Here is a 26,857-nt window from a genome sequence, read left to right on the forward strand (position 1 = left end):
ATGAACGTACTTTTTCCATTACTCCCTTTTCTCTTTTTAGAATACAAAAAGCCTTGATCTTAAAAAATAAGATCAAGGCTTAATAAACAAAGGCCCATCACTTATCTTTCAAGACTTGCTTGCTGGAATTAGCACGGTGTTCCTATTACAGAACCCGCTGCTGAGGTGTCATAGGGCCAGTCCCTCTACCTCTCTGGATAAGTAAATTGCTATATTATTATTTGGTTCAAATTGTATATTTCGAATTATAATTCTGAAAAAACGAAAAGTCAATCAAATTGGATATATTTAGAAAAATCAGTTTTTAATACTTTTATTTATCTATATCGTATTTCGCTTATAATAAAAAAGATATGAAAGGAGTTATATGATGGATCCCTTACTTCTAGCAACTATAGGATTACCATTAACAATCGTTATACTTGTTATCATTGGATTTTATAAACTTTTCATTAAAAAGAAAAGCATTACCTCTTTTTACACCCCCTTTGATAATATTACCGGGCAAACTATTTCCGAATTTCACGAAGAACAGAAGGTATTAGTATCCGAGGATGAAGACGGCGATGGTAAGAAGAAAAAATAACCTTGCACAGGCAAGGTTATTTTTTCGTTTCTGCTTGAAAACGTTTATAGTATGTCGATGCTGTTGCAAAGTTAATTTCTATATCACGAATCAACGACGAATCTTCTTCTTTAGCTAACTTCTGTAATTTTTTCATCGCTTGTTCCGATTCATTCAAGAAACCAACATATACTTCATGTTCTTGCTCTTTCGACTTTGGAACACGAATCTCTTTACGTATATGATCAATATCTTCTAACATGCTCGTCGTTACCTTTTGCACATCTTCTTTATATGCAGCATTCGTTATTTCCTTACCGCCCTTTTCTTTTGCTACTTCAAATAACTGTAGTGCTTTATTAATCTCTTTATTCATTTTCAAATCATATTTTTCATGTACTGCACGGTATTCTTTCATCTCTTCTGTTTGCTCAGTAGATTGTTCTACCTTTTCTTTCGGTTCTTTCGTATCTTTATTTCCATTACATCCTGCTAGAAGGATCATACTTCCCATTACAGCAATACCCAAAACCTTCTTCATCTCTTCTTCTCCTTTTATCTACAGCTACTACTCATTATAGTTTCTTTTATCTCCACTTGTTATTATACCGAGAACATCCTACTTTTTACACTTAAGACGATACCTTAATATACATGCCTACATTTTTGTCACAGTATCGTCACTTTATGCAAATAACTTTTGCATCACCTTACAAAGCTGTCTTAGTTACTTCAAAGAAATGAAAAAAGCTGATTCAAAAAGTATTTGAATCAGCTCTTTTTTATAAGTTAAGCCTCTAAATTTTGTCTTTGTTGCAGTTCAAACTGCTTTTCACTTCTTCTGGCCATAAATAAATAGCATAGTACCGCACCAGTTTCACAAAGAGCTATTACAACACCCATTGGTAACGCCGTGTTACTTCCACCTATACCTACTAGCGGTGCAACAAGCGCTCCTGAAATGAACTGTAATAAGCCTAATAAAGCTGATGCTGTTCCTGCAGCTTGTTTCTGATTTCTCATCGCTAACGAGAACCCGGTTGTTGAGACAACCCCAACACTTGATACGACAAGAAATAACGAGCATAAAACGCCAATTAACCCTATTCCTAGTAAGATTGTCAGTAGTAAAGATAAACCACCAACAGCTGCAATAATGATACCAGAGACAAATAAAGTCTTCTCATTCACTTTCCCCGCTAAACGACCTGTTACCTGACTAGCAATAATAATACCAATACCGTTGATTGCAAAGAATAAACTAAATTGCTGTGGTGATGCTCCGTATATGTTCTGCAACACAAATGGTGAGCCCGAAATGTATGCAAACATTGCCGCTGTTACTAATCCTTGTGACAATGCATATCCCATAAACAAACGATCCTTTAATAGTTTTCCGTACGTCGCTAACGTCCCTGACAAACCACCTGTTTCTCTTTCTTCAGGAGGTAATGTTTCACGCAATACGAAAGTAGCTGATATTAACATGAATACACTTATTGCTCCAAGAACGATGAAAACACCGCGCCATGTTGTAAACTGTAATAATTGTCCCCCAATAATCGGTGCCAAAATAGGCGCTGCTCCGTTTACTAACATAAGTAGTGAGAAGAACTTCGTCATTTCAGAACCTGAATACATGTCACGTACCATTGCACGTGATATAACAATCCCAGCTGATCCTGAAGCTCCTTGTAGGAAGCGTAATAACACTAACGTCCAAATAGATGGCGCAACAGCACAAAGTAAAGAAGAAGCAACATAAATAATGAGAGCAATAATAAGAGGTTTGCGTCTTCCGTAAATATCACTAATTGAGCCAACAAATAATTGTCCTACTGAAAGCCCAAGCAAACAAGCTGTTAATGTAAGCTGGGCTAGGGATGCACCTGTTTGCAAGTCATCCGTTAACTTCGGTAACGAAGGCAAATACATATCAATAGATAATGGCCCAATCGCCGTAAGTGTCCCTAGTACAAGAATCATCCATAACCTGTTCATCTTTACAGGCTTATATATTTCCTGATTAACTTCATTCACTTTTTTCATTCACCCTTTCCTATACATACTAAATCGTAACAATTATAGTTACAACATAAACATACGTCAAGTATAGCGCATTTTCCTGTTTAATTTTGTAAAAAAAAGCGATAGAATTTCTATCGCTTTACTTGTTCAAATTACTATTTGTAAATTTAGATACGGAAGACATCGCCTCTCCTGTATCTAAATATGTGATTTGAATTGGATCTCCCACTTCTGTAAACATAGCATATGGGAATTTCTTCACAGGTATCATAAATACTTTTTGTTCATTCTCTAACAGTACGTACACGATTGTATTTTCACCTGATTTTTCTTTATATACACGTTGTACAGTGCCTTCTTTTTGCGCCTCTTTTCCATTTGAAGTCGGTCTAAATGAATCTCCGCTTCCACTCAGCGCATTTTTATAATTCTCAAGCGCTTCTTTTTGCGTCGAACCTGTTGCAAATATTTTCGCATTAGAAGCATAGATAACAGTATGGGCACGTACTAACCCTCCGTCATCAATAACAGGTACAATCCAAGAAGGTTTACCGTACACGTTATAAATAACCGGCATCGTTCCATGCCACTTTTCTCTCTTAAAAGAATTATCCACGACTTCTGAAGCAGCCGAACCATCCATAATTCCCTTTACTTCTTTTCCGTTATAGTAATACAACTTACCTGTACGCGCATCGATAAGTGAATAACCTAGTGCAGAATCTACTCCCTCTTTCGGAGAAGTGAAATCAGTAAAGTAATATAGTGTTCCATCCTTACCGAAAATCGGTGTAACTCCTTCTTTCGTTCCCCACTCAGTCGGGATCTTCATATCAGTTTGCGAGAATTTTGTATTCCAAAATCCGTGAATATATTTACCGAAGTACGTATTTAACGTAGATGCAGTCTCGTGATTTAATACGCCATCAACAAATTTAGGTGCCTTTCCTTTATCGTATCTTTTCACTTCGCCTGTTTGTGCATCTACTACTACAACGCCCTCTACCTCAAATCCAGATCTTCCTGAAATAAATTCACCGTACGTCATTGTATAATACGGTTTCCCTTTATCATCCACTTCAAATTTAGGTTTTCCTTTAAAGATTAAATTTGGTTCTGCTTGCCTTACCACACGCTCTAAATTATTTCCGAAAAACATGCTTGGCACGTATTTCATTTTATAACCAAGGTGCAGTTTCGCTTCTGCATCAGGATTCGTACCTGACATCGTGACGTACCCTGGAATTGTCTCAGCTTTACGTGCTTTAAAAAATCCTGAAACTTCAATCGGTGCTACATATAAAGCCTCGCCATTTACCATTTGTGGCGTTAATTCTCCTAGCTCAAAATAAGCTACTTTCGGAATATCCCCAAATACTTTTTTCATCTTATTCTCCGCTGTCTTTGGCGGCACTGTAAATGGCTGATCATTTTCAGTAAATGGCTCTGAAATATCTTTCTCTACCTTTACAACAGAATCATATTTCTTTTGCGAGATTACTATATCGTGCAAATAACCAAAGTAGCCGTAACTTGCAAGTAAAACAAGCATTAGAATTCCTTTTAACGTACCTTCTAATTTACCTATTTGATCTTGGGAAAATAAAACGAGCCCAATTAAAATCGCTATTGCAACAGAATAATGAGTAAGAATTGAATCTGCTCGATCATCAATTAGCCAAAAATATTCATAGATTGCAATACCTATCCAAAATAAAACTGGAATAACTAAAATAGATGATTTCTTACCCTTTACAACCTTCTCATCCCCTTTCTTATCCACTGCTCGAAGTTTACTACCGCTTCTTCTTGTCCATGGAATCAAAAACAAAGTGAGAATAGCTAAAATTAAAAATTTCATCAAAGGCAATGTCCCCTTTTCTTTTGTCTTCCCCTTTAGTATAACAAATAAAGGTTATTCAGGTAAAAATGGGAATCGTTATATTTTTTTACTACTTAATACAACTCCGCTCACTACATATAAGATAGATGCAATATAAAAAATCGTGCCGATCGTAAAGAAATCTACTAAATATCCTGTTGCAATAATTGCTACTGCTCCTCCAATCGATGTCCACACATGATATTTTCCAATCTCATAACCAGCATTTTCTTGTACAACTTTTCGTGCTAACGAAGTCTTCTCCGTATTACGCTGCACAGCCCCTAAAATACCCATTAAAATTTGAAGAATGTATACATGCCATACTTCTGTTGCAATAGGAAAACAAAGCATTAACATTGCCATGGACCAAGCGTATATAATTAATAACTTTCTATCACCTACTCTATCAGAGATTCTTCCAACTAACGGATATACTAGGGCTGAAGTTAAGGCAAATAAGCCATATGCCCAGCCAAACTGTGAGAAGCTATTTCCAACATTCCGAAGCAATAGAATGTAAAAAGGAAATACCATACTTCCAGCCATCATAATAATGCTTTGTGAAGCTACAAATCTTCTATATGTCATTTCGTATACTCCCTATAAAATAAATTCACAAATCTCTCTTTTGGATCCGCTTCTTTTTTCTTCTGAAGAAATTCTTCTATACGAGGATATGCTCTCTTTAACTGCTCTTTCGTTGGATAAGAATAATACGGTAAATAATAACTACCGTTATGCTTTAACGTAACATCAATCATCTTCTGAATAACATTTTCTGTTTTCTTTATCTCATGTTCAGAACGCCCTTGATTAATTAAAAGAACCAGTGCAAACATATCATCTTTCGCATAGGATAAAACTGCATTTTCATTCTTTTCCACGTAACGAATCGTAATATTGAGCAAATTAAACTCTTCCTCATTTAATACGTTACGTAAATCATCTACGTATTCCGTGAAAGAATCTATAGGCACAAAATATTCTTGCAACACCTCTGTCCTATTCGGATTTTCATATTCCATAAAGGCACTATCTGACCTCATAACATTATTTCGCGTCTCATACTTTCCATCTGTACGTTCAAAATAACTTCTTTGTATATCCCAAAACGTATCTTTTCCCCAATCACTATAGCGTGATAATCCGAGTAAAAATTTAGGCGCTGCTATAATAGTTTCTTCTTTTAATTCACTATACTCCTCCCTCATATTTTGGTTTTGTGCCAATGTATAATCTGTCACATACATTTCTCTTAAAAATGAATTTGGAGCAACAGAAATACGAGCTAAGTGCATACGAACATTTTCATCTTTTTTCACTTTCTCTTTGAAATAAGACGTGTATTCTTTATAATCTAGCATTTTCGTGTGCGTTTCATATAATTCATCATTTGTTAACTTTAAGGTCACATCTAAAATGACACCAAATAACCCGTAACCGCCAATGACATAAGGAAATAAATCCGCATTCTCTTCTCTACTTACATTACGCACCGTACCATCCGCCATTAGCAATCTAAACGACTCTACTGTATCAATCAATGCTTCATGACGAATATCACGACCATGTACATTTACACTTAATGAACCACCAACTGTAAAAATATTTTGCGACTGCATCACCTGAACAGCAAGACCATATGGATTTACTTTCTTCTGAAGATCATTCCACGTGGCACCACTTTGAACTGTAATACGCTTCTTCTCTGGATCAAATTCTAATATTTTATTATACCCTTTCATATCAAGCATCGTCCCATGCGGATAATATGTCTGCCCGCCCTGACTATGTTGCATACCAGCAATAGAAATTTTCTCCCCAGAAACATTTGCATCTTGCACTAATTTTATTAACGAGTGCTCATCCTTACCACTTTCAACGCGTTTTATTTTTGTCGGGAGTAACTTTCCTACATCGCTCATAATCGGATGATTTAATTGCTCCTTATATGTATTTACAGATGTCACAAGCAACACTGTATAAGCCATCATAACCACCGCTATCTTTCTTTTTTTCAAATGACACTCTCCTCTTCTACATCTTTTCCTCTTCATATTGTACCTATTTTCCTATGAATAAAGAATATAAAAAAGAGGGACCTTATTTTAGGTCCCTCCTCATCAAAACTGTTACTTTGCTGCTGGCAATTGTATTGGATCAAACTTTTCATACGACGTATATTTTGCGTTCGTAATAATGTGTGCTTTATCCTTGCCATTACTACTCATAATCATGTCTATCTTTGCTGATTCATATTTAAAATCTTTTGTAATGATATATTCTGCATCCACTTCTTCTATCTTCGCATTTTGTGCTTGTAACATTTTCTTCTGCGTTTCATCCATGCTAGTTAACATACTTTCTGTTTCTTGCCCTTTTAATGTAAATTTCAGTTTATATTTATCTCCGCTTTTCTCCATCTTCATTTTATCTAAAACTACTTCCGGTACTTCTAACTTATCTATAATATCTTGAGTTGCTTTCATTCCACCAGCGTTTAATTGCTCCTCTGGTACGGTTATAACTTCTCCTGTATTAGGGTTTTTTACCTCACCAGCAACTTTACCATCCACAGTATACACTACAACATCTGTACCGGAAATATTCATTTCAGAACGAGAATTCTTTGTCTTTGGCTCTAATTGCATCTTAGCCTTTAATATATCCATCTCTGTTCCCTCAGCTTTTACCCCTACACCATATGTCATCGTTACATGTTCTTCATTTTTAAAAGCTTCGTTCGTTTTCTTGAAAACATCCTTCGCCTTTAATTCCTTTTCTTTTTGAACTGATTCTTTTTTCGGCTCATCCGTCTTTGCTGTTTTCTCATTACTACACCCTACCCCTAGACTGATTGCAAGCACTAAACTTGAAATAAAAATAATTTTTTTCACACTGTCGCCCCCTTTCCCAAAATAATATCACCTCTTTTCCTATGAAATCTATATAATTTTCAATCTATATTCGCTACATAGCGACATGTTTAATGAAGACTTTAAATATGATATAAATAACAACAACTCATTTCAGGAGGTCATTATGAAAGCAATCATTTGCACAAAGTATGGGCCACCTAACGTTCTTCAGCTTCAAAATATAGAGAAACCTATACCTAAAAAGAGCGAAGTATTAGTCAAGATTCACGCAACGAGCGTAACGACTGGAGATTGTAGAATACGTGGCTTTAATAGCCCTCTCTTATTTTGGATTCCTATGCGGATCATATTAGGTTTCAGAAAACCGAGAAACCCTATACTTGGTGTAGAATTAGCTGGAGAAATCGAGGAAATTGGAACAGATGTAACTCAATTTAAAAAAGGCGACCCAATTTTTGCATTAACAGAACTAAACCTCGGCGGTTATGCCGAGTACACATGCGTACATGAAAGTGGATTAATAGCATTAAAACCTACCAATATGACATATGAAGAAGCGGCAGTTATTCCTTTTGGTGGAACTTCAGCATTGCATTTCCTGAGAAAGGGCCGTATAAAAAAAGGGCAACAAGTACTCATATATGGTGCTTCAGGATCGGTAGGAACAGCTGCTGTACAACTTGCTAAATATTTCGGCACGACCGTTACGGCTGTTTGTAGTAATTCAAATTTTGAACTCGTTCAATCTTTAGGAGCTGATAAAGTAATTGATTATACGAAAGAAGATTTTACTAAGGGGTGCGAGCGCTACGATATTATATTTGATGCAGTTGGGAAGTATAAAAAATCCCTTTGTACAAATACATTAACACCCAATGGAAAATATGTATCTGTTAATGGAATGATGGCAAAGGTAAGTAAAGAGGATATGATTCTACTAAAAAAACTAACTGAAACAGAACATTTAAAACCTGTTATTGATAGAACTTACCGATTAGAAGAAATTGCTGAAGCTCATATGTATGTAGAAAAGGGACATAAAAAGGGGAACGTTTCGATTACCTTAAAATAAAATATATTCAGAAAATAACATTGACAATTCTTTTTGTAAGATTTACTATTAGTACCATATTAAAAAACTACATACACATACTCTTATCAAGAGTGGCGGAGGGACTGGCCCGATGATGCCCGGCAACCGAGCTTATAACGTATAAGCTAAGGTGCTAATTCCTGCAAAACGAGTTTTCGTTTTGGAAGATAAGAGAGGAATCTATTTTGTCTATTCGGCACCTCTCTTATTTTTGAGAGGTGCTTTTTATTTTGGAACGTATATTTAAGGGGGAATTATAGATGAAGAAAGTATTATTAAGCATTGTAAGTGGGGCTGTATTATTATTAAGCGCATGTAGCGGGAGTTCAGATAAAGAAGTAAAAGCGTTAGATGAGAAAAAGATTACTGTCGGTGTAACAGGAGGGCCGCATGAACAAATTTTTGAAAAGGTAAAAGAAGTAGCAGCGAAAGACGGTCTCGAAATCAATATAAAAGTATTTAATGATTATGTAGCACCGAACGTATCCCTCGATGAAAAAAGCCTTGATGTAAATAGCTATCAAACAAAATCATATTTAGACGTATTTAAAGCGGAACGTAATATGAAATTAACTGAAGTATTTTCAACAGTAACATTCCCTATGGGCGTATATTCTAAAGACATAAAAGATGTAAAAGACTTAAAAGAGGGCGATGCGATTGCTGTACCGAATGACCCAACGAATGAACTTCGAGCTTTAAAACTATTTGAAAAAGCAGGAGTTTTAAAAGTGGATCCAAAAGCTACAGAAAAAGCGACTGCGAAAGATGTAATTGAAAATCCAAAAAATTTAAAGATTGTTGAATTAGAGGCATCTCAATTACCAACACAACTAAGTGAAGTAAAAGCAGCTGCAATTAATACAAACTTTGCATTAGGTGCAAAATTAAGCCCTGCGAAAGATTCTATCTTCCGTGAGGGAAAAGATTCACCATATGTAAACTGGGTCGTTGTTCGTACTGAAAATAAAGATGATGCTGTTGTAAATAAATTAAAGAAAGCTTATCAATCTAAAGAAGTAAAAGAATTTATCGAGAAAAAATTTGATGGTTCTGTTTTACCGTCTTGGTAGGAGCTGACGATAATGATTGAATTAAAAAATGTATCCAAAGTATTTACAACAAAAAAGGGGAATGTGGAAGCTCTTAAGTCTACTTCCCTTCAAGTAAAAAAGGGTGAAGTATTTGGAATCATTGGATATAGTGGCGCTGGCAAAAGTACGTTAATTCGATGTGTAAATTTATTAGAAAAACCAACGACAGGAAATATCATTGTAAACGGCCAAGACTTAACAACTTTATCAGCAAAGGAACTAGCAAAAGCGAGACAAAAAATCGGGATGATTTTTCAAGGATTCAATTTACTTAAAACTGTTACCGTTTATGAAAATATCGCATTACCGTTACGTCTTGCTGGCATTCCAAAAGTAGAAATTGAAAAAAGAGTAGAAAAGTATTTACGCATTGTCGATCTTTTTACTCGAAAGGATGCCTATCCAAGTGAACTTTCTGGTGGCCAGAAACAACGTGTTGCCATTGCACGTGCACTATCACATGAACCTGAAGTGTTATTAAGCGACGAAGCAACGAGTGCTTTAGATCCAGAAACAACTGATTCTATTCTTGACCTCTTATTAAAGATTAATGAAGAAATCGGGATCACAATTTTATTAATTACACATGAAATGAACGTTATCCAGCGTATATGTGACCGGGTTGCTGTTATGGAACATGGATCAGTAGTCGAAAGTGGGACTGTGAAAGATATTTTTACAAACCCACAACATGTAACAACGAAGAAATTTGTAAATAGTGCATTTGCAGCAAAAATTCCAGAAGACGTACAAAAAGAACTTCAAACTACTGGTGAAATTGTAACTCTTTCTTTTATAGGAAATTCTTCAGAAGAACCAGCATTAGCTATCGCTACAAAACGTTTCCAAGTGTATCCGAATATTTTATCTGGTAATATTACTCAATTAAAACATGAAGCATACGGGAAACTTGTCATTCATATGCAAGGGGAACAAAATGAAATCAACCGTGCTTTATCATTTTTACAAGAACAAGGAATCATCGTAGAAGGAGGTAGAACAGACCATGGAAAACAAGTCCTTTTTGGATGAATGGGGTAAAGTTATATGGGAGGCGACAATACAAACCTTTCAAATGACATCTATTTCATTACTCATCTCGATCCTTATTGCGCTACCACTTGGTGTCACACTTGTTTTAACGAGACCTGGTGGACAGCGAGAAAACAAAATCATTTATCCAATTCTTAATACAATTATTAATATCATTCGCTCTCTTCCATTTATCATTCTATTATTCTTCATTCTACCTTTTACAAAATTTCTAATGGGAACATCCATTGGTGTGCAAGGTGTTATCGTACCGCTTGTCGTCTTCACTGCTCCCTATATCGCAAGATTGATGGAGACCGCATTATTAGAAGTCGATCGTGGTGTGATTGAAGCTTACCAAGCGATGGGCGTTTCTACTATAAAAATTATTTGGCACGTCATGGTGAAAGAAGCTCGTCCCTCCCTTGTACTTGGATTAACAATTGCAACGATTGGCTTAATCGGCGCAACAGCAATGGCTGGTCTTGTAGGTGCTGGTGGGCTAGGGGACTTAGCATATCGCTTCGGACATTTACGCTATGAACCTGAAGTAATGTATGCAACTGTCTTTATTTTAATTATCCTCGTACAAGGATTACAGTCTTTAGGGAATGGTGTTGCACGAAGATTGAAGAAAGATTAAAAAAGAAGGTATCTCACCAGTGTGAGATACCTTCTTTTTATCTTTTAAATCCACCTTCTGAATGAATAACTTGTCCCGTCATCCACTCTGCTTCTTCGCTTACTAAAAACTTAATGAGTCTTGCTGCATCCTTTGGTTCACCAATTCTGCCAAAAGGAAACATTGGCTTTAATCCTTGCTTTATCTCTTCAGTCATCCAGCCTGTATCGGTTGGACCTGGGTTAATTGCATTCACTGTTATTCCTAAATGAGCTACCTCGGCTGACAACGAACTAGTAAGAGCATCAATAGCTCCCTTCGTTGTTGCATACGCCAGTTCTCCAATCATAGGCCCTTGAAATTGCCCCGAAGTCATATTCACAATTCTACCACCAGATTTCTTATCAAACCCTCGAGCAAATTGACTACTTAACAATGTAGTCGCACGAACATTGACCATGTAGTGCTTATCTAATTCTTCAGCAGTCAAATTAGAGAAGTCATTATTCGTAGAATACGCTGCATTATTAATTAATATATGAGGGTAGCCTAGTTGTTCAGTAACTTTATTTATAAGCTCTTTCGGCGCATCATTCTGAGTTAAATCTAACTCCATGCTCGATACTTTCACACCGTTTTTTAGTAACTCTTCTTTTAATTGTATTTGTTCACTTTGATCAACGCCCCAAGGCATCTCTTTATCATACTCTGTCCAATACGTAAAAAATATATCGTATCCTGCTTCAGCTAATTCTTTACAAATTGCTGCGCCTATACCATCTAGACGACTTACACCTGTAACGACTGCTACTTTATGTTTTAATTGATTCATCATATACTCCTCCAATTTTAAAGGACGCATATTTTATATAAGAGATATGAATTTCCCCACATAGGTATCTATCCTTACAAAGGGGATGCACAAGCCGAATATGCAGTCCTTGCATGATTTACAGATAGCTAAATAAACCCTCACTTACGAGAGAAAAATTTATCTATCTAGTTTCTAATCATTACAAGCTCATCCACATATTGAGTCCTTGTCTCCTTTTCATATATCTCTATTTCTATCATAACAATATGATGTAATATTTCAAATGATAAAAAATAAAAACTAATACTCCATTCCAAACTTTTATCAAATTTATTATATTATAATATTTAAATAATGGAAATAATTAGAAAAAAACACTGGCAAATATTTACTAACCTTCTTATAATAAAACGTGGGGCTAATGTGAGAGTTTAGTTTTAAACAAATAGGGGGAAGAAACATGTCAAAAAAATTACTTTCTTTATTTTCTGCAATAATCGTAGCAGCTTTTGTAATAACCGGCTGTGGTCAAAGCGATACGACAAATAAAGAACAAAAAGAGAATGCAACAAAAGAAAGCAAAACGGATACAACGAAAGAAAGTAAATCTGCTGAAAAAAAATCCGAAGATAAAAAAACTGAAGATAAAAAGCCTGAAAATACAGCTACTGGCTCAAACGACTACTCTAAGCTGATTTCCTATATGGAAAAAGAAACAGGTGGTAAAACAAAAGTTCTTTTTGAAAATAAGGAACCACAAGTCCATAAAGCTGAAGATGTTTCAGTATCAATGAATAGTTATACATTAGTTGAATTAAATGGATTCCATACAGACTTTAACATTCCATTTAACCGTCAAACGGAGGGCGGAGTTATTCTTGTGAACTATAGCGTAAAAAATAGTTCAGCTAAAGATATTTATTATATGCCAGCATTGGACATGTCATTTACTGGTGCGCAGAAAGTATATAGTAACTATAAAGACTTAATTCCAAAAGAAGATCAGCTACCAACTAAGCTTGCTCCAACGAATGATTACTTAGTAAAAGCAGGAGAAACTATTTCTGGTTATATCGCGTATCCATTCGGAAAAGATGATCTAGAAAAAATTTCAAGTCTCTCAACAGTCTCAGTCACAGTCCCAACTGCACAGGCTAATAAAGGAAAATTCGATGCTCCAATTGGAAGCCCTGGAAGCTTTTCATTGAGTTTAAACAAACAAGGTGCTGAAAAGGTTGCAACAGATAAAACTTTCTACCAAGATAAAGCTACGGCTAATAACATGGGCGATAAAAAAATGTTAAAAGAGAAATCAAGTATTAATAACAGCCAAGAATTAGGTGCTGTTCATGTTACATTAGACGGATACCAATTTACTCAATTCACACCAAATTCCGTCGAAGCACCACGCTTTGCAAATTTCAAAAATGGTATTGTTCTATTAACAGTGAAATTCAAGCTTGATAACAAAGATACTCAAGACGTTTCACTATCTCCTATAAGCTCTACATTGAGAGTGAATGATGGTACACAATATACGATTAATGAAGGTATGCTACTAAATTACGACTATAACGCTGCAGTCAAAACGGGAACATCTGGAGAGTTACTGCAAGTATTTATTTTAGACCAAGAGCAGTATGAAAAGATTTGGAAAGACAAAAGCTTTGAAATTGAGTTAGGACCTATGAGAAATAAAGAAGCTAAAGATATTTCACAAGGTAAAAAAGCTAAATTTGAATTACCTAAATAAAGTAGAGAAGGCATATAACATATGATTGTTATATGCCTTCTTTATTTTCATAAAAAACACTACTTTTGTTCACACTTTATCCATTGTGAATTTTTTCACAATGGATAAATAATAAACTTGTAAATACAATATTGGAGGGATTTCAATGGTTATCAATTTTTTAAGAACTGATAAACGTGCTACTTTCATATTATTATTTTTACGACTTTACATAGGGTATACATGGCTCGCTGCTGGAATAGGCAAAGTCTTTGGACAATCTTTTGACGCAAGTGGTTTTCTAAAGGGTGCTATCGCTCAAGCATCAGGTGACCACCCTGCAGTACAAAGTTGGTGGGCAGATTTTCTTCAACATTTTGTTCTTCCAAACGCAGACCTATTTAGCTTTTTAGTTCAATGGGGAGAAATTTTAGTAGGTCTAGGTTTGATTTTAGGCGGATTAACAAAAACAGCTGCATTTTTCGGAATCATAATGAACCTTTCATTTTTATTAAGCGGAACTGTTAGTGTAAATCCAAACCTACTCATTTTGACTATGTTCATTTTAGTTGCAGGACAGAATGCTGGACGCATTGGATTAGATGGCTATGTTTTCCCAAAACTTTTCCATAAAAACAACCACGGAACATATAAATTAAGTAAAACTGCGTAGTAACGGTTTACTCTTAAAATATAAATAAGAAAAAGAGCCTGAGTATAGGCTCTTTTCTTACTTACTCCAAATTTAAACTCTTAACGAACCACGAAATCCTCTAGCAGCATAGTATGAATCTGCTCCATTGTGGTACACAAAAACGTGTCCAAAGCGATAATCGCAAAATAGAGCTCCACCAAGCTCTCTAATATCTGAAGGCGTTTGTACCCAGCTTGATGATTTCATATCGAACTCCCCAAGTTGTTGCAACTGTCGATATTGTTCTTCTGTTAATAGTTCAATACCCATAGCAGTTGCCACATCAATAACGTTATTTTCCGGTTTATGTTTTTTTCTTGCTTCTAACGCTTCAAGATCATAACAAAGGCTTCTACGACCTTTAGGACTCTCCTTTGAACAATCATAGAAAGTATACTCGTCCTTCTCTTCATCATAACCAACAACATCCGGCTCACCGCCTGTTACTTCCATTTCATTAAGTGACCATAATTTTTCAGCATTAGCTTCTATCTTTGCTTCAACTTTAGCCCATTCAAGACCTTCATGGCGGTTCATGTTTTTCTCAAAACGAGCTTGTAATACTTTTAATAGTTCTTCACGTTGTTCTACAGATAACTCATTTTTATTCGCTGTCATATTAGTCCTCCGAATTACGTTTCCTTATAATCATAATGGTTTGCATACAGTTTACAACAATCTGACCCGATTACACAACGAAAAATCCCTGTACGAATATCCATTATATATTACGAAATCCCTCCATACTTTCCCCAAGAATATAGTGGGAAAACCACATCAAGTTCTGATTCATAATGGCTACATTCATTCCTGGCTGATTAGAACTATATGCCATTCCTTTAAATATCATTAATTCTGTATCAACTTCCATATCCTTTAATCCTTGATGTAGCTCATATGCATTTGTAATTGGAATTCTTACATCCTTTTCCCCATGTTGAATTAACGTAGGCGTACAAGCTGATTTAATATACGTCATTGGTGATGTCTTCGTATAGATCTCCGGGTCGTTCCATGGAGTATTTCCTAAATACATGCTAATAAAGTAAGGGATATCAGTATTTACATAATGGGTACTCCAGTTCGTAATTCCGCCTCCAACTGAAATAGCTTTAAATCTGCTGCTAAATGTCGAACAGAAAGCTGATATATATCCTCCGTTGCTCCATCCCATAGCTCCTACTCTATCTTTATGTACAATCCCTTTTTCAACTAGTGCATCCACTCCAGATATAACGTCATCATAATCAGCAATTCCTTGTTTTCTATAGTTTGCTTTTAAAAACTCATTACCGTAACCAGAACTTCCTCTATAGTTTGGCTCTAAAACGATAAAGCCTTTTTCAACAAACTGTTCAATTGGATATTTCTCATTGAAGCAGTCTGAAAATATCGGGAAGGATGCCCAAGCCGGACCTCCATGAATTACTACTAATAAAGGATATTTTTTATTTGCGTCAAACTCTACTGGGATTGATAAAATACCCTCTATTTCAAGACCATCACTATTTTTCCACGAGATGATTTCCCTGTTACTTTTAAGCTTCCCGTCGAAAAAGCTATTTTCATTCGTTATTTTTTTATCATCCAAATAGATTTCAAAGGTCTCATTTGTTATAGCCTTATTATAGGTTATATGATTTCCATCCTTTGTTATAGAGGCATCCATTATAAAACCATCTACGTTGTCACTTAATACTTCCATAGTGCTATCTTCAGCTAGTAATCCAATACGATAATTCGTTTTATCCTGCCATCTAATTAAAATTCCTTTAGCTGTCCACTGTAATGGCATAACCGTACTATCAAAGTTTGTTAAGGGCTGAATTACCTCTCCAGTATTCATATCATATATCTCTAATGTACTCTCTTGTATATGGTTTCTATAATACTCCTTCTCTCTTATGCTTGCTGCGTAGCACATTTTACTGCCCTCAGGAGAAAAGCAAACACTCCCGCCCAACAACTTATTCATATTCATTTTTTGTAGTTCTCCAGCTTCAACATCTAATATGTAGAGATCACCATTCATATGATCATTTATACTTGGTGTAGCCATACATACAACCTTTTTCCCATCATTTGAAATATCAAAGTCATGGATATAAAAATCTTTACCATCAGTTAATTGATAAACACCGTTACTCTCTCGTTCCTCTTTATCATTTTGTATCACTTTTTCTATTTCAATGTAGCATAAACAATTATTCTGATGTTCCTTACCTACATGTTGAAAATCTCCATATAGCTCCTTACGTTTCTTTATTTCCTCACATTCTTTTGACTGTGTGATATAATAAAAACCTTTACCAGTAGGATCCCATTTGAATGTACTGATTCCTTCTTCCTCATCAGTCATTTGAACCTCACTACAACCATCTATTGATTTAACAAAGATCTGATTTGTATTAGCCCCTTCACCACCCGGACTAAGGTATGCAATAGTCTTAGAATCTGGAGACCATAATGGATGCGTACTATCTATACCTCCAGTTGTTAGTGGGTAACTCTGCTCTTTATCCTTTTCATATATCCATACATGATTTCTATATATATTGTCTTTCCAGTTAGCTGTCCTCTTAACAAATGCTACATTTTTGCCATCATCGCTTATATTGGTACTTGATAAGGTTGGTAATGAAATAATCTCTTCTATACTTAAATATGTTTTTTCACTCACTTTCATCAATATGCCCCCTTGTAATACCTAGTAATCTATCCCCTCTTCTTTTCATAATAAAGGAAATTGTTCACGAATACTTAAAATTATGACTAAAAATTCAGATAAAAGAAAGTAGTACTTTAGTGGCGTACGGGCATCCTGACTTTCTCCTATCGATTTTAGATGTTCTTTTTAACACAAAAATCCCCCTTAGATACAATATCTAAAGGGGGACAAATTTGTAAATTTATTTTAAAGCTATAACTATATTTATTAACCTACCAATCTCCTACTCAACCGTAACAGACTTAGCTAAGTTACGTGGCTTATCAACATCACACTCGCGGTGAAGTGCTGCGTAGTATGAGATAAGTTGTAATGGAATAACTGCTACTAGCGGTGCTAGTGCTTCGTGTACAGCTGGTAATACGAAGCTGTCACCTTCCATTTCTAAGCCTTTCATTGAGATGATACATGGGTTAGCTCCGCGTGCTACTACTTCTTTCACGTTACCACGAATTCCAAGGTTTACGTGCTCTTGTGTAGCAAGTGCGATAACTGGTGTACCATTTTCAATTAAAGCGATTGTACCATGTTTTAACTCTCCTCCAGCAAATCCTTCTGCTTGGATGTAAGAGATTTCTTTTAGCTTTAATGCACCTTCTAATCCTACGTAGAAGTCTACGCTACGTCCGATGAAGAAGCAGTTACGCGTTGTTGCTAAAAATTGTTTTGCTAATGCGTCCATTTCTTCTTTTTGATCACAAAGTTGTACCATTGCATTTGCTACAAGCCCTAGTTCGTGTGTTAAGTCAAAACCAAGAACTTCACCTTTTGCTTTAGCAATATCTGCAGCTAAAATTGAAAGTACTGCAAGCTGTGCTGTGTAAGCTTTCGTTGATGCAACTGCGATTTCTGGTCCCGCGTATAACGGAAGTGTATAATCCGCTTCACGAGAAAGTGTAGAACCAGGTACGTTTGTAATTGTTAATGCTTTATGACCCATTTCATTTGTTTGTACAAGTACTGCACGGCTATCAGCTGTTTCACCACTTTGTGAAATATAAATGAAGAATGGTCTTTCTGTTAATAATGGCATGTTATAAGAGAATTCACTTGCTACATGCACTTCAACTGGCATTTTTGCAAACTTCTCGATAAATTGTTTTCCAACAAGACCTGCATGATAACTTGTTCCACATGCAATGATGTAAATACGATCGCTATCTAAAATCGCATTGCGGATGTCTTGATCTAATTCAATCTCGCCATTTTCATCTTGATACTTTTGAATTATATTACGGATAACAAGTGGTTGCTCATCGATTTCTTTAAGCATGAAATGAGGGTATGTTCCTTTTTCAATATCACTTGCGTCTAATTCCGCTGTAAACGGTGCACGTTCAATCGTTTCACCTTGTAAGTTTTTAATTGTAATACTTTCTTTCGTTACAATTACAATTTCTTTATCCATTAATTCAATAAATTGATCTGTAACTTGTAACATCGCCATAGCGTCGCTCGCCACAACATTAAAGTTGTCACCAACACCTACTAATAGCGGGCTTTTGTTTTTAGCAACATAAATCATGTTTGGATTTTCAGCATCAAGTAATCCGATTGCATAAGAGCCATGTAAAAGAGATAGCGTATTACGGAACGCTTCTTCTACACTTAGTCCTGTGCTCACTTGTTGTTCCATAAGCTGTACGATAACCTCTGTATCCGTTTCACTTACGAACGTTACATCTTGTAAAAATTCCTTCTTCACTAACTCATAGTTTTCAATTACACCGTTATGAACTAGTGTAAAACGCTTTGATGTACTTTGATGCGGATGCGCGTTTACTTTGCTCGGAACACCATGTGTAGCCCAGCGTGTGTGACCGATCCCCACGCTTGCTGCTACGTTCTCATCTACGATTTCGCGAAGTTTTGCAATACGGCCTTTTTCTTTGTATACAACAACACCGTTCTCTGCTTGTACTGCAATACCTGCTGAATCATATCCACGATATTCTAGCTTTTCTAAACCTTTTAATAAAATTTCCTTTGCATCTTGCTCTCCAATAAATCCTACGATTCCACACATGTTTAGTCGCCGTTACAAATGCTTACACTGCTCTGCGAACATGTAACGACATAGTCCGATACCATTTTTATTTATACTAAAAAACGGATTACATATTGCTAGCCCTGTAAGCTTGTAACGGCTTTCACCTTCCTCTCGATTGGGTTTAAGTCCGTATATACTTATACAGCTAGTTTGTATCCGTTCCTTTTCTCTCATCACACTTTCACCTTTGTCCATTAAGTCACCTTAATGATTTAAGTAAAAGCTTGCGGTTGTGATGAACAACCGGGAGCCATCCGCCGAAATCTCGATAAACCCCACCTCGTCAACTACACTACTTGTAGTTCTGGCGCTTCTATAATTTACAATTTTTCCTTTGAGAAAAAGAACAAGACCATCTTATAACAAACATGGATCAACCGTCAATGAAATTTTTTTCACCATCTATAAAACATATGAAAAAGGAGCACTTATTGTGCTCCTTTTTCAATAAATTTATTAAATTATTCAGCGCCAACTTCCGCTTTCACAACTTCTACAATGCGATGTACATATGCATCACAAACTTCTTGTGTTGGTGCTTCTGCCATTACACGAATAAGTGGTTCTGTTCCAGATGGACGAACAAGAATGCGGCCATCACCGTTCATTTCTTCCTCTACAACACGAATAATTTCTTTAATTTTTTCGTTTTCTAATGCTAGTTTTTTATCTGTTACACGAACGTTTACTAGTAATTGCGGGAATTTTGTCATTTCTCCTGCAAGCTCAGATAATGGCTTTTTCGTCATTTTCATAATGTTTACAAGTTGAAGTGCACTTAACATTCCATCACCAGTTGTAATGTAATCAAGTAAGATAATGTGACCTGATTGTTCTCCGCCCAGATTATATCCCCCGCGCTTCATCTCTTCCATTACGTAACGGTCACCAACTGCTGTTTTATCACTTGTAATACCGTTAGCTTCAAGTGCTTTGTAGAAACCTAAGTTACTCATAACTGTTGAAACAACTGTATTGTGCTTTAGTTGACCAGTTTCTTTCATGTACTTTGCACAAATAAACATAATTTGATCGCCATCAACGATGTTTCCTTTTTCATCTACAGCGATTAAACGGTCACCATCACCATCGAAAGCAAGACCGATATCAGCACCTTTTTCTTTTACTAATTCAGCTAATACTTCTGGATGTGTAGAACCTACTCCATCGTTAATGTTCATACCGTTTGGTGAAGTTCCCATTGTTGAAATATCAGCTTCTAAATCAGCAAATAAGTACGGAGCTAAAGAAGACGTAGCACCATGCGCACAATCTAAAACGATATGTAAACCAGAGAAATCTTCCTCTACAGTTTGTTTAATGTATTGTAAATACTTTTGTCCACCTTCAAAATAATCACTCACTTGTCCAAGGTTCGTACCTGTTGGACGTGGTAATTCATCCACTTCTTTGTCTAATAAAGCTTCGATTTCTGCTTCTTGCTCATCTGTTAATTTAAAACCGTCTGAACCGAAGAATTTAATTCCATTATCTTGTACTGGATTATGAGATGCAGAAATCATAACACCAGCTTGTGCATCTAACGCTTTTGTTAAATAAGCAACACCTGGTGTAGAAATAACACCAAGACGCATTACTTCTGCTCCAGTTGATAATAGACCTGCTACTAAAGCTCCTTCTAACATATGTCCTGATATACGTGTATCACGGCCGATAATTACTTTTGGACGGTCTGTATCTTTTGTTAATACATAACCACCAAAACGTCCAATTTTGAACGCTAATTCAGGTGTTAACTCCTGATTCGCAACCCCGCGTACTCCATCTGTACCAAAATATTTACCCATTATGATTCGCTCCTTTTTCTGGCTCTTTTTGATTATCTACTGTTGGCTCTTGGCTAGTTTCTTTATCTTTATTTTGTTCCGGTTCCTTCTCCTTTTCCTTTTCTGGATCAGGCTTAGGTTCAGGTTCAGGATTTTTTGGTTTTTCAGTTTGATTATCTTTATTATTATTTGAATTTGGTTGTTCACCGTTACCCTGTACTTCTTTATCTGGATTTTCTTTCTTCACAATTGTGACTTTAGCACTTTTTTGTTTTGGCTCTATTGAAATATTACCAGGGCCACTCACTTGAATAGCAACATCCTTCGTCCCAGGAGACACAGTTTGTAGATTAATCACTGCTGTTATTTGAGCAGCTGTTATTTTATCTACTATACTTGTTTCTCCTGAAATATCAACGCTTATCTTCCCATCTTGCGGCGAAAGTAACTGGGCCGTAACGTCTTTAGAAAGTCCATTTTTTTGAATTGATATACCATCAATCGTTCTTGTTTTCGTTTGTTTTGTTTTTTGTACGCCTACTGAAACCTTCACTTGATTTGGCTTCGCACTTGTGACACCCTTTGGTAATAAAACAGAGGTATCGAATGTTGTAGACTCTGTCAATTGACTAAGATCTACTTCGACCCCCTCTATCGATTGTATATTATCCAATATATCTTTTGGACCTGCTATCGTTACTTCTCTTGGCTCAACGCTAATATTTGTAACGGCCAATCCTTCCGGTAAACTCCCCTTTTTCGCATATGTTATAGGAACAGTTTTTTCAGTATTATTGGCCGTAGCTTGCGTCGCCACATTCAACGTTACACTAATTTTAGATGGACTTGTTCTTACATTTAAACGTTTGCCTTCTTTATTATATAATGTCACTTCGGGTGTTTTTGTAACAGTTTTATTAACACCTTTTAAATCAACATACGCCTTAGCAGATGAAATACTTTCAATTTCTTCTTTCGTCCCAACTACCTCAACCGTATCAGGTTTAATGTTTGATTTTTCGAGTGTAGCACCAGCCGACATCTGATCCTCATTTGATAATTTCAAGTCTACATGAACATATTTTCTCGCTTTTTCATGAAGAGTAATTTTAATTGTTGATGGCTGAACTGTTCCTTTCACATCATCTGGAAGTCCGTTCGTTTTCAAAGAAACTTCATAAGTTCCTTTTTCGCTACCTCTCAAATCAACTGGTATATCAAATTGTTTTTTCGCTTTTGCCGTAGCAACTGCTGCTTTTGGACCCTCTAACTTCACCTTAACGCCCTCTGCCGGAATACCACTTACAATATATTTCTCTTCATCATACTTAACGTTAATAGCATAATTAGTTAATGTTTCTTTCGCATCATTTGCAAAAGGTAGTATCCCCGATGTCGTATTTTTTTCAGTTAAAGTCGCTGACATAAAAAGCATACACGCCAATAGTAATGAGATCCCCTTTAAAAACCAATGATTCTCCATTAACTTATCCATGACGCTTTCTCCTCCAATTCCATAAAGACGAAGAAGTCGTTTTTTCGTTCGCACTAAATTCAGCTAACAACATATCTTTCAGTTGTTCTGTCTTCAAATCACGATGCAACTTACCATTTTTCGTTAAAGAAATTTGGCCTGTTTCTTCCGACACAACTACTGTAATACTATCAGTAACTTCACTAACTCCCATTGCAGCGCGATGCCTAGTTCCTAACTCCTTAGAGATAAATGGACTTTCTGATAACGGAAGATAGCAAGCTGCTGCTTTAATGGTACTTCCTTGCATAATTACTGCTCCATCGTGAAGAGGTGTGTTTGGAATGAAAATATTAATGAGTAATTCCGATGATACGTTTGCATTTAGCGGAATACCCGTTTCTACATAATCACCCATACCGGTCTCTTTTGACAAGGTAATTAATGCACCAATTCTACGTTTTCCCATATATTCCGTTGCTTTCGCTATCGCTGTTGCAACCATTTCAGGCTCATCATCCTCATGAGTTCCAGTACGCGAAAATAAACTTCCGCGTCCTAGCTGTTCAAGCGCTCTTCGCAATTCTGGCTGGAAAATAATAATAACGGCTAAAAATCCCCACGTTAATACTTGTTCAGTTAGCCAATATAGCGTTCGCAATTCAAGGAAAATACTGATCATCCGAACGACAATAATAACTGTAATCCCTTTTAAAAGTTGAACAGCTTTCGTCCCTCGGATTATGAGAATTAGCTTATATATAATAAACCATACAACGGCAATATCTAATGCCGTACTAAGATATTTCAAAATGGTCGTATCTTCAAAAGGCATGCTAACCCTTCCTCCTACTTACGAGCAATTCTATCCATATATTGAAATATTGTTTTATGCTCTATCTGTATGTATTTCCAACAACTAGTTAATTATACCATACATGAAACAAACGACAATTACAAACAACCCCCTTTAGTCTAAATTGGTAAGATGTCAAACATTCTTATCGTACAGTATAATATAAATCATTATTATACGCCTATTTTCAAATAAAAAAAGCAACTTCTCAGTTGCTTTTCTTACATTTATTTTAGTTTTTCACCGAATAAAGAACCCATTAAAGCAACCGCTGTTGTTGCCGTTCTATTTCGCTCATCTAAAATCGTATTTACCTCAACAAACTCGGCAGATGTAACAATATCAGCTTCCGCTAACATCTCCATTGCTAAATGACTTTCACGATAAGATAAGCCACCAATTACAGGTGTTCCAACTCCTGGTGCATCATGAGGATCAAGACCATCTAAATCTAATGATAAATGCACACCATCAGTATGAGATAAATACGCGATTGTTTCTTCCATAACAGCCGTCATACCCATACGATCAATCTCGTGCATTGAAAATACTTTAATACCTTCATTTCGAATAAAGTCTTTTTCTCCTTCATCTAATGCACGTGCACCGATAATTACAACATTCTCTTTTTTCACCTTTGGATATGCCCCGTATAAATCTACAAGCGTGGGATGTCCATACCCTAAACTTGCTGCAAGTGACATACCGTGAATATTTCCAGATGGTGAAGTTTCTTCTGTATTTAAATCGCCATGTGCATCATACCAAATAACACCTAGGTTTTTATAATGTTTCGCAACACCAGCTAATGTACCAATAGCGATACTATGATCGCCACCTAATACAAGTGGAAAACGCCCTTCTTCTATAATATGATCCACCTTACTTGCTAATTCGTTACATACAGTTGCAACTTGTGTAAGGTTTCTTAAGCTTGTATTTACATCTACTTCTTTTTCTCTCTCTATACATATATCTCCCATATCTTTAACGTCATATCCAATTTCTTCAATTCTTTCAATTACACCTGCATAACGGATTGCGCTCGGTCCCATATCAACTCCACGACGCATCTGTCCTAAATCCATTGGAACTCCAATAACTGAGATTTCTTTTTTCATAGATAGTATCCCCCTTTTGTGCCTTCACTAAATATTTTAAATCTTTTATATAGTCTGACTCAACTCGACATTTTTCTGTATGGATATACAAAGTATTCACTTATATCCGCTTCGAAATCCAAATTTTAAGACTATTCCCTGTATAAAGTTAACTTAATGAAGCAACTACTATCATTATTATTAGATAATAATAAAAAACACTCCGCATTTAGAAGTGTTTTTCTGATGCTATTTTCCACACTGCTGCAATATTTTTTGCTGTCATTTCAATATTCTCTTCTGCTACTTTATATGCCTCCTCTAATGTCATCGGACTTGTTGTAATACTAAATACTGCATCTATTCCTTTTGCATGAACAGCCGAATAATTCGGAGATACTGATCCCCCAATCGCAATGACAGGAATATGAAAACGCTTTGCACGCTCCGCAACACCTACTGGGGCCTTTCCATATGCTGTTTGTTCATCTATTCTCCCTTCGCCAGTTATAATTAAATCTGCACCTTCTATATGCTTATCAAAATTTGTATAATCTAATACAATTTCAATTCCTCTCCGCAAGTTTCCCTTTAGCACTGCAATAACAGCTGCTCCCATACCGCCTGCAGCTCCTGCACCAGGTATTTTAGATACGTCGCAAAATAGGTATTGTTTAAGGATATGCGCATAATGCTTTAAATTCTCATCCAGCTCTTTCATCATCTCTTCATCCGCACCCTTTTGTGGCCCAAATACGAAAGATGCTCCCCTTATTCCAACTAACGGATTATCTACATCACATGCTGCTTCTATCTTTATATGCTTTAAGCGTGAATCCATTTGTGAAAAATCAATAGAGACAATCGAATGTAACGTTCCACCAGATGGCTCTATTACTTCTCCTTTTCCATTTATAAACCTGACTCCTAAAGCTGACAACATACCCGCTCCTCCATCATTTGTAGCACTTCCTCCAAGTCCTAAAATGATACGCTCAGCTCCTTCGTCTAGCGCATGTAGTATAAGTTCTCCTGTTCCTTTCGTCGTCGTAATAAGTGGGTTTCGCTTTTTAGCCGGAACGTGTTGTAAGCCTGATGCTGCTGCCATTTCAATAAACGCTGTCTTTTTATCTTTAGACATACCGTAAAAGGCTTGTACGCTCTCTCTAAGCGGTCCTGTCACATGAAATGATATAATCCTCCCGCTTGTAGCATCAACAAGGGAATCGACCGTTCCTTCCCCTCCATCTCCAATCGGTATTTTTACGTACTCTGCTTTAGGAAAAATTGCTCCAAAACCTCTTTCAATAGCTTCACATACTTCTATAGCTGTTAAGCTTTCTTTATATGAATCAGATGCAATAACAACTTTCATAATTATCCCCATCCTTTATTTTCACGTTTTCTCCATTTTAAATGACAAGTATGAAAGTTGTCTTTTTAAACACAAAAAAAGCTTACATCATATGATGTAAGCTTTCTCTATTAGATGGAGCCTAGCGGGATCGAACCGCTGACCTCCTGCGTGCAAGGCAGGCGCTCTCCCAGCTGAGCTAAGGCCCCTTAGTAATTAAGCGGAAGACGGGATTCGAACCCGCGACCCCAACCTTGGCAAGGTTGTATTCTACCACTGAACTACTTCCGCGAAAATGGTGAGCCATGAAGGACTCGAACCTTCGACCCTCTGATTAAAAGTCAGATGCTCTACCAACTGAGCTAATGGCTCGTAAATGGCTGGGCTAGCTGGATTCGAACCAGCGCATGACGGAGTCAAAGTCCGTTGCCTTACCGCTTGGCTATAGCCCATTAATATTTACTAGTATGGTTATCTTTTCAAAAAAATAAACCCTCTCAGGTTATTTTAAAGAAAATGGTGGAGGGGGGCAGATTCGAACTGCCGAACCCGAAGGAGCGGATTTACAGTCCGCCGCGTTTAGCCACTTCGCTACCCCTCCGACATTTAAAATATATATGGTGGAGGATGACGGGATCGAACCGCCGACCCCCTGCTTGTAAGGCAGGTGCTCTCCCAGCTGAGCTAATCCTCCAAAAGTGGTGACCCGTACGGGATTCGAACCCGTGTTACCGCCGTGAAAGGGCGGTGTCTTAACCACTTGACCAACGGGCCAAAAAAGTTTTAAACCTATTCCCAAGCTTCCAACCGGGCTTGAACCGGTGACCTCTTCCTTACCATGGAAGTGCTCTACCAGCTGAGCTATGGAAGCATAATGGCTCCGCAGGTAGGACTCGAACCTACGACCGATCGGTTAACAGCCGATAGCTCTACCACTGAGCTACTGCGGAATAATATTAGCCTGGCAACGTCCTACTCTCACAGGGACAAGGTCCCAACTACCATCGGCGCTAGAGAGCTTAACTTCCGTGTTCGGTATGGGAACGGGTGTGACCTCTCTGCCATCATTA

General features: G+C 36.7%; 23 protein-coding genes, 9 tRNA genes, 1 rRNA gene and 2 riboswitches. Of the genes, 7 read left to right on the plus strand and 26 right to left on the minus strand.

Features of this window, described 5'->3' with window-relative positions; translation table 11 throughout:
- Positions 1–98 precede the first annotated feature (98 nt).
- A riboswitch (SAM riboswitch) is annotated at positions 99–204 on the minus strand.
- 166 nt (positions 205–370) lie between these two features.
- Positions 371–586, plus strand: coding sequence for a DUF3951 domain-containing protein (locus ACTFRS_RS26820; RefSeq protein ID WP_000371390.1), 216 nt, complete (start codon positions 371–373; stop codon positions 584–586).
- A 16-nt stretch (positions 587–602) separates the two neighbouring features.
- On the opposite strand, the gene ACTFRS_RS26825 is transcribed toward ACTFRS_RS26820, so the two are convergent.
- The 6 genes from ACTFRS_RS26825 to ACTFRS_RS26850 all read right to left on the minus strand — a co-directional run bounded on the left by ACTFRS_RS26825 (position 603) and on the right by ACTFRS_RS26850 (position 7,375).
- A complete protein-coding gene (locus ACTFRS_RS26825) occupies positions 603–1,106 on the minus strand; it encodes a hypothetical protein (protein WP_139869600.1) in 504 nt (167 codons plus the stop codon).
- 248 nt (positions 1,107–1,354) lie between these two features.
- Positions 1,355–2,614 (minus strand): multidrug effflux MFS transporter, encoded by a 1,260-nt coding sequence (locus ACTFRS_RS26830; RefSeq protein ID WP_139869599.1) that lies wholly within the window; start codon positions 2,612–2,614, stop codon positions 1,355–1,357.
- A gap of 118 nt (positions 2,615–2,732) precedes the next feature.
- Entirely contained in the window at positions 2,733–4,454 is a 1,722-nt protein-coding gene (locus ACTFRS_RS26835) for a DUF3981 domain-containing protein (protein ID WP_139869640.1), read from the minus strand.
- A 78-nt stretch (positions 4,455–4,532) separates the two neighbouring features.
- Positions 4,533–5,066 (minus strand): MFS transporter, encoded by a 534-nt coding sequence (locus tag ACTFRS_RS26840; RefSeq protein WP_139869598.1) that lies wholly within the window; start codon positions 5,064–5,066, stop codon positions 4,533–4,535.
- The gene (locus tag ACTFRS_RS26845) at positions 5,063–6,499 is read right to left on the minus strand and encodes an FAD-binding oxidoreductase (RefSeq protein ID WP_242294855.1); all 1,437 of its coding nucleotides are present in this window, start codon (positions 6,497–6,499) and stop codon (positions 5,063–5,065) included. The genes ACTFRS_RS26840 and ACTFRS_RS26845 overlap by 4 nt, the downstream gene beginning before the upstream one ends.
- Positions 6,500–6,610: 111 nt before the next feature.
- Positions 6,611–7,375, minus strand: a complete 765-nt coding sequence (locus tag ACTFRS_RS26850; RefSeq protein WP_016716263.1) for a DUF6612 family protein — start codon at positions 7,373–7,375, stop codon at positions 6,611–6,613.
- A gap of 145 nt (positions 7,376–7,520) precedes the next feature.
- Here ACTFRS_RS26850 and ACTFRS_RS26855 point away from each other — a divergent pair, with 145 nt between their 5' ends.
- The 4 genes from ACTFRS_RS26855 (at position 7,521) to ACTFRS_RS26870 (ending at position 11,219) form a co-directional block, all read left to right on the plus strand.
- Positions 7,521–8,429, plus strand: a complete 909-nt coding sequence (locus ACTFRS_RS26855; RefSeq protein WP_440025728.1) for an NAD(P)-dependent alcohol dehydrogenase — start codon at positions 7,521–7,523, stop codon at positions 8,427–8,429.
- Between the two features lie 80 nt (positions 8,430–8,509).
- Positions 8,510–8,624: riboswitch (SAM riboswitch) on the plus strand.
- An 86-nt stretch (positions 8,625–8,710) separates the two neighbouring features.
- Positions 8,711–9,523: a MetQ/NlpA family ABC transporter substrate-binding protein gene (locus tag ACTFRS_RS26860; protein WP_242294854.1), complete on the plus strand. Its 813-nt coding sequence runs from the start codon at positions 8,711–8,713 to the stop codon at positions 9,521–9,523.
- A gap of 12 nt (positions 9,524–9,535) precedes the next feature.
- The gene (locus ACTFRS_RS26865; protein ID WP_440025730.1) at positions 9,536–10,576 is read left to right on the plus strand and encodes a methionine ABC transporter ATP-binding protein; all 1,041 of its coding nucleotides are present in this window, start codon (positions 9,536–9,538) and stop codon (positions 10,574–10,576) included.
- Entirely contained in the window at positions 10,551–11,219 is a 669-nt protein-coding gene (locus ACTFRS_RS26870; RefSeq protein ID WP_016716259.1) for a methionine ABC transporter permease, read from the plus strand. The genes ACTFRS_RS26865 and ACTFRS_RS26870 overlap by 26 nt, the downstream gene beginning before the upstream one ends.
- Before the next feature lie 37 nt (positions 11,220–11,256).
- On the opposite strand, the gene ACTFRS_RS26875 is transcribed toward ACTFRS_RS26870, so the two are convergent.
- Positions 11,257–12,033, minus strand: a complete 777-nt coding sequence (locus ACTFRS_RS26875; RefSeq protein WP_318161232.1) for an SDR family oxidoreductase — start codon at positions 12,031–12,033, stop codon at positions 11,257–11,259.
- A gap of 439 nt (positions 12,034–12,472) precedes the next feature.
- Here ACTFRS_RS26875 and ACTFRS_RS26880 point away from each other — a divergent pair, with 439 nt between their 5' ends.
- Positions 12,473–13,765, plus strand: a complete 1,293-nt coding sequence (locus ACTFRS_RS26880) for a DUF5068 domain-containing protein (RefSeq protein ID WP_139869591.1) — start codon at positions 12,473–12,475, stop codon at positions 13,763–13,765.
- 145 nt (positions 13,766–13,910) lie between these two features.
- Complete coding sequence (locus tag ACTFRS_RS26885) at positions 13,911–14,417, plus strand: DoxX family protein (protein WP_318161231.1); 507 nt, start codon at positions 13,911–13,913, stop codon at positions 14,415–14,417.
- A gap of 72 nt (positions 14,418–14,489) precedes the next feature.
- On the opposite strand, the gene ACTFRS_RS26890 is transcribed toward ACTFRS_RS26885, so the two are convergent.
- The 19 genes from ACTFRS_RS26890 to rrf form a co-directional block, all read right to left on the minus strand.
- Entirely contained in the window at positions 14,490–15,056 is a 567-nt protein-coding gene (locus ACTFRS_RS26890; RefSeq protein ID WP_139869589.1) for a DUF4256 domain-containing protein, read from the minus strand.
- Positions 15,057–15,159: 103 nt separating this feature from the next.
- Positions 15,160–17,124 (minus strand): prolyl oligopeptidase family serine peptidase, encoded by a 1,965-nt coding sequence (locus ACTFRS_RS26895; protein WP_440025733.1) that lies wholly within the window; start codon positions 17,122–17,124, stop codon positions 15,160–15,162.
- Positions 17,125–17,389: 265 nt separating this feature from the next.
- Positions 17,390–19,192 (minus strand): glutamine--fructose-6-phosphate transaminase (isomerizing), encoded by a 1,803-nt coding sequence (gene glmS / locus ACTFRS_RS26900; RefSeq protein ID WP_139869587.1) that lies wholly within the window; start codon positions 19,190–19,192, stop codon positions 17,390–17,392.
- 12 nt (positions 19,193–19,204) lie between these two features.
- The gene (locus ACTFRS_RS26905) at positions 19,205–19,390 is read right to left on the minus strand and encodes a hypothetical protein (protein ID WP_001208183.1); all 186 of its coding nucleotides are present in this window, start codon (positions 19,388–19,390) and stop codon (positions 19,205–19,207) included.
- Positions 19,391–19,677: 287 nt separating this feature from the next.
- Entirely contained in the window at positions 19,678–21,024 is a 1,347-nt protein-coding gene (gene glmM / locus ACTFRS_RS26910) for a phosphoglucosamine mutase (protein WP_440025735.1), read from the minus strand.
- Positions 21,017–22,498, minus strand: a complete 1,482-nt coding sequence (locus tag ACTFRS_RS26915; RefSeq protein ID WP_139869586.1) for a CdaR family protein — start codon at positions 22,496–22,498, stop codon at positions 21,017–21,019. The genes glmM and ACTFRS_RS26915 overlap by 8 nt, the downstream gene beginning before the upstream one ends.
- Complete coding sequence (cdaA, locus tag ACTFRS_RS26920) at positions 22,491–23,312, minus strand: diadenylate cyclase CdaA (RefSeq protein WP_001115700.1); 822 nt, start codon at positions 23,310–23,312, stop codon at positions 22,491–22,493. Before cdaA ends, ACTFRS_RS26915 begins: the two co-directional genes overlap by 8 nt.
- A gap of 248 nt (positions 23,313–23,560) precedes the next feature.
- Positions 23,561–24,454: an arginase gene (gene rocF, locus ACTFRS_RS26925; RefSeq protein WP_000711569.1), complete on the minus strand. Its 894-nt coding sequence runs from the start codon at positions 24,452–24,454 to the stop codon at positions 23,561–23,563.
- Positions 24,455–24,662: 208 nt separating this feature from the next.
- Positions 24,663–25,808 (minus strand): glycerate kinase, encoded by a 1,146-nt coding sequence (locus tag ACTFRS_RS26930; protein ID WP_139869585.1) that lies wholly within the window; start codon positions 25,806–25,808, stop codon positions 24,663–24,665.
- A 115-nt stretch (positions 25,809–25,923) separates the two neighbouring features.
- Positions 25,924–25,996, minus strand: a tRNA-Ala gene (locus ACTFRS_RS26935).
- 10 nt (positions 25,997–26,006) lie between these two features.
- Positions 26,007–26,078: transfer RNA gene (locus ACTFRS_RS26940), tRNA-Gly, on the minus strand.
- A gap of 5 nt (positions 26,079–26,083) precedes the next feature.
- Positions 26,084–26,159 (minus strand) — tRNA-Lys (locus ACTFRS_RS26945).
- A 5-nt stretch (positions 26,160–26,164) separates the two neighbouring features.
- A tRNA-Gln gene (locus tag ACTFRS_RS26950) sits at positions 26,165–26,239 on the minus strand.
- A 65-nt stretch (positions 26,240–26,304) separates the two neighbouring features.
- Positions 26,305–26,388, minus strand: a tRNA-Tyr gene (locus ACTFRS_RS26955).
- A 17-nt stretch (positions 26,389–26,405) separates the two neighbouring features.
- A tRNA-Val gene (locus ACTFRS_RS26960) sits at positions 26,406–26,481 on the minus strand.
- Positions 26,482–26,486: 5 nt separating this feature from the next.
- Positions 26,487–26,561, minus strand: a tRNA-Glu gene (locus ACTFRS_RS26965).
- Positions 26,562–26,585: 24 nt separating this feature from the next.
- Positions 26,586–26,658 (minus strand) — tRNA-Thr (locus ACTFRS_RS26970).
- 4 nt (positions 26,659–26,662) lie between these two features.
- Positions 26,663–26,737, minus strand: a tRNA-Asn gene (locus tag ACTFRS_RS26975).
- Between the two features lie 9 nt (positions 26,738–26,746).
- Positions 26,747–26,857: ribosomal RNA gene (rrf, locus tag ACTFRS_RS26980) — 5S ribosomal RNA — on the minus strand; the annotation flags it as partial.

Origin of the sequence: Bacillus cereus group sp. MYBK139-1, assembly GCF_051916915.1 — a bacterium.
GTDB classification, from domain to species: Bacteria; Bacillota; Bacilli; order Bacillales; family Bacillaceae_G; genus Bacillus_A; species Bacillus_A pacificus.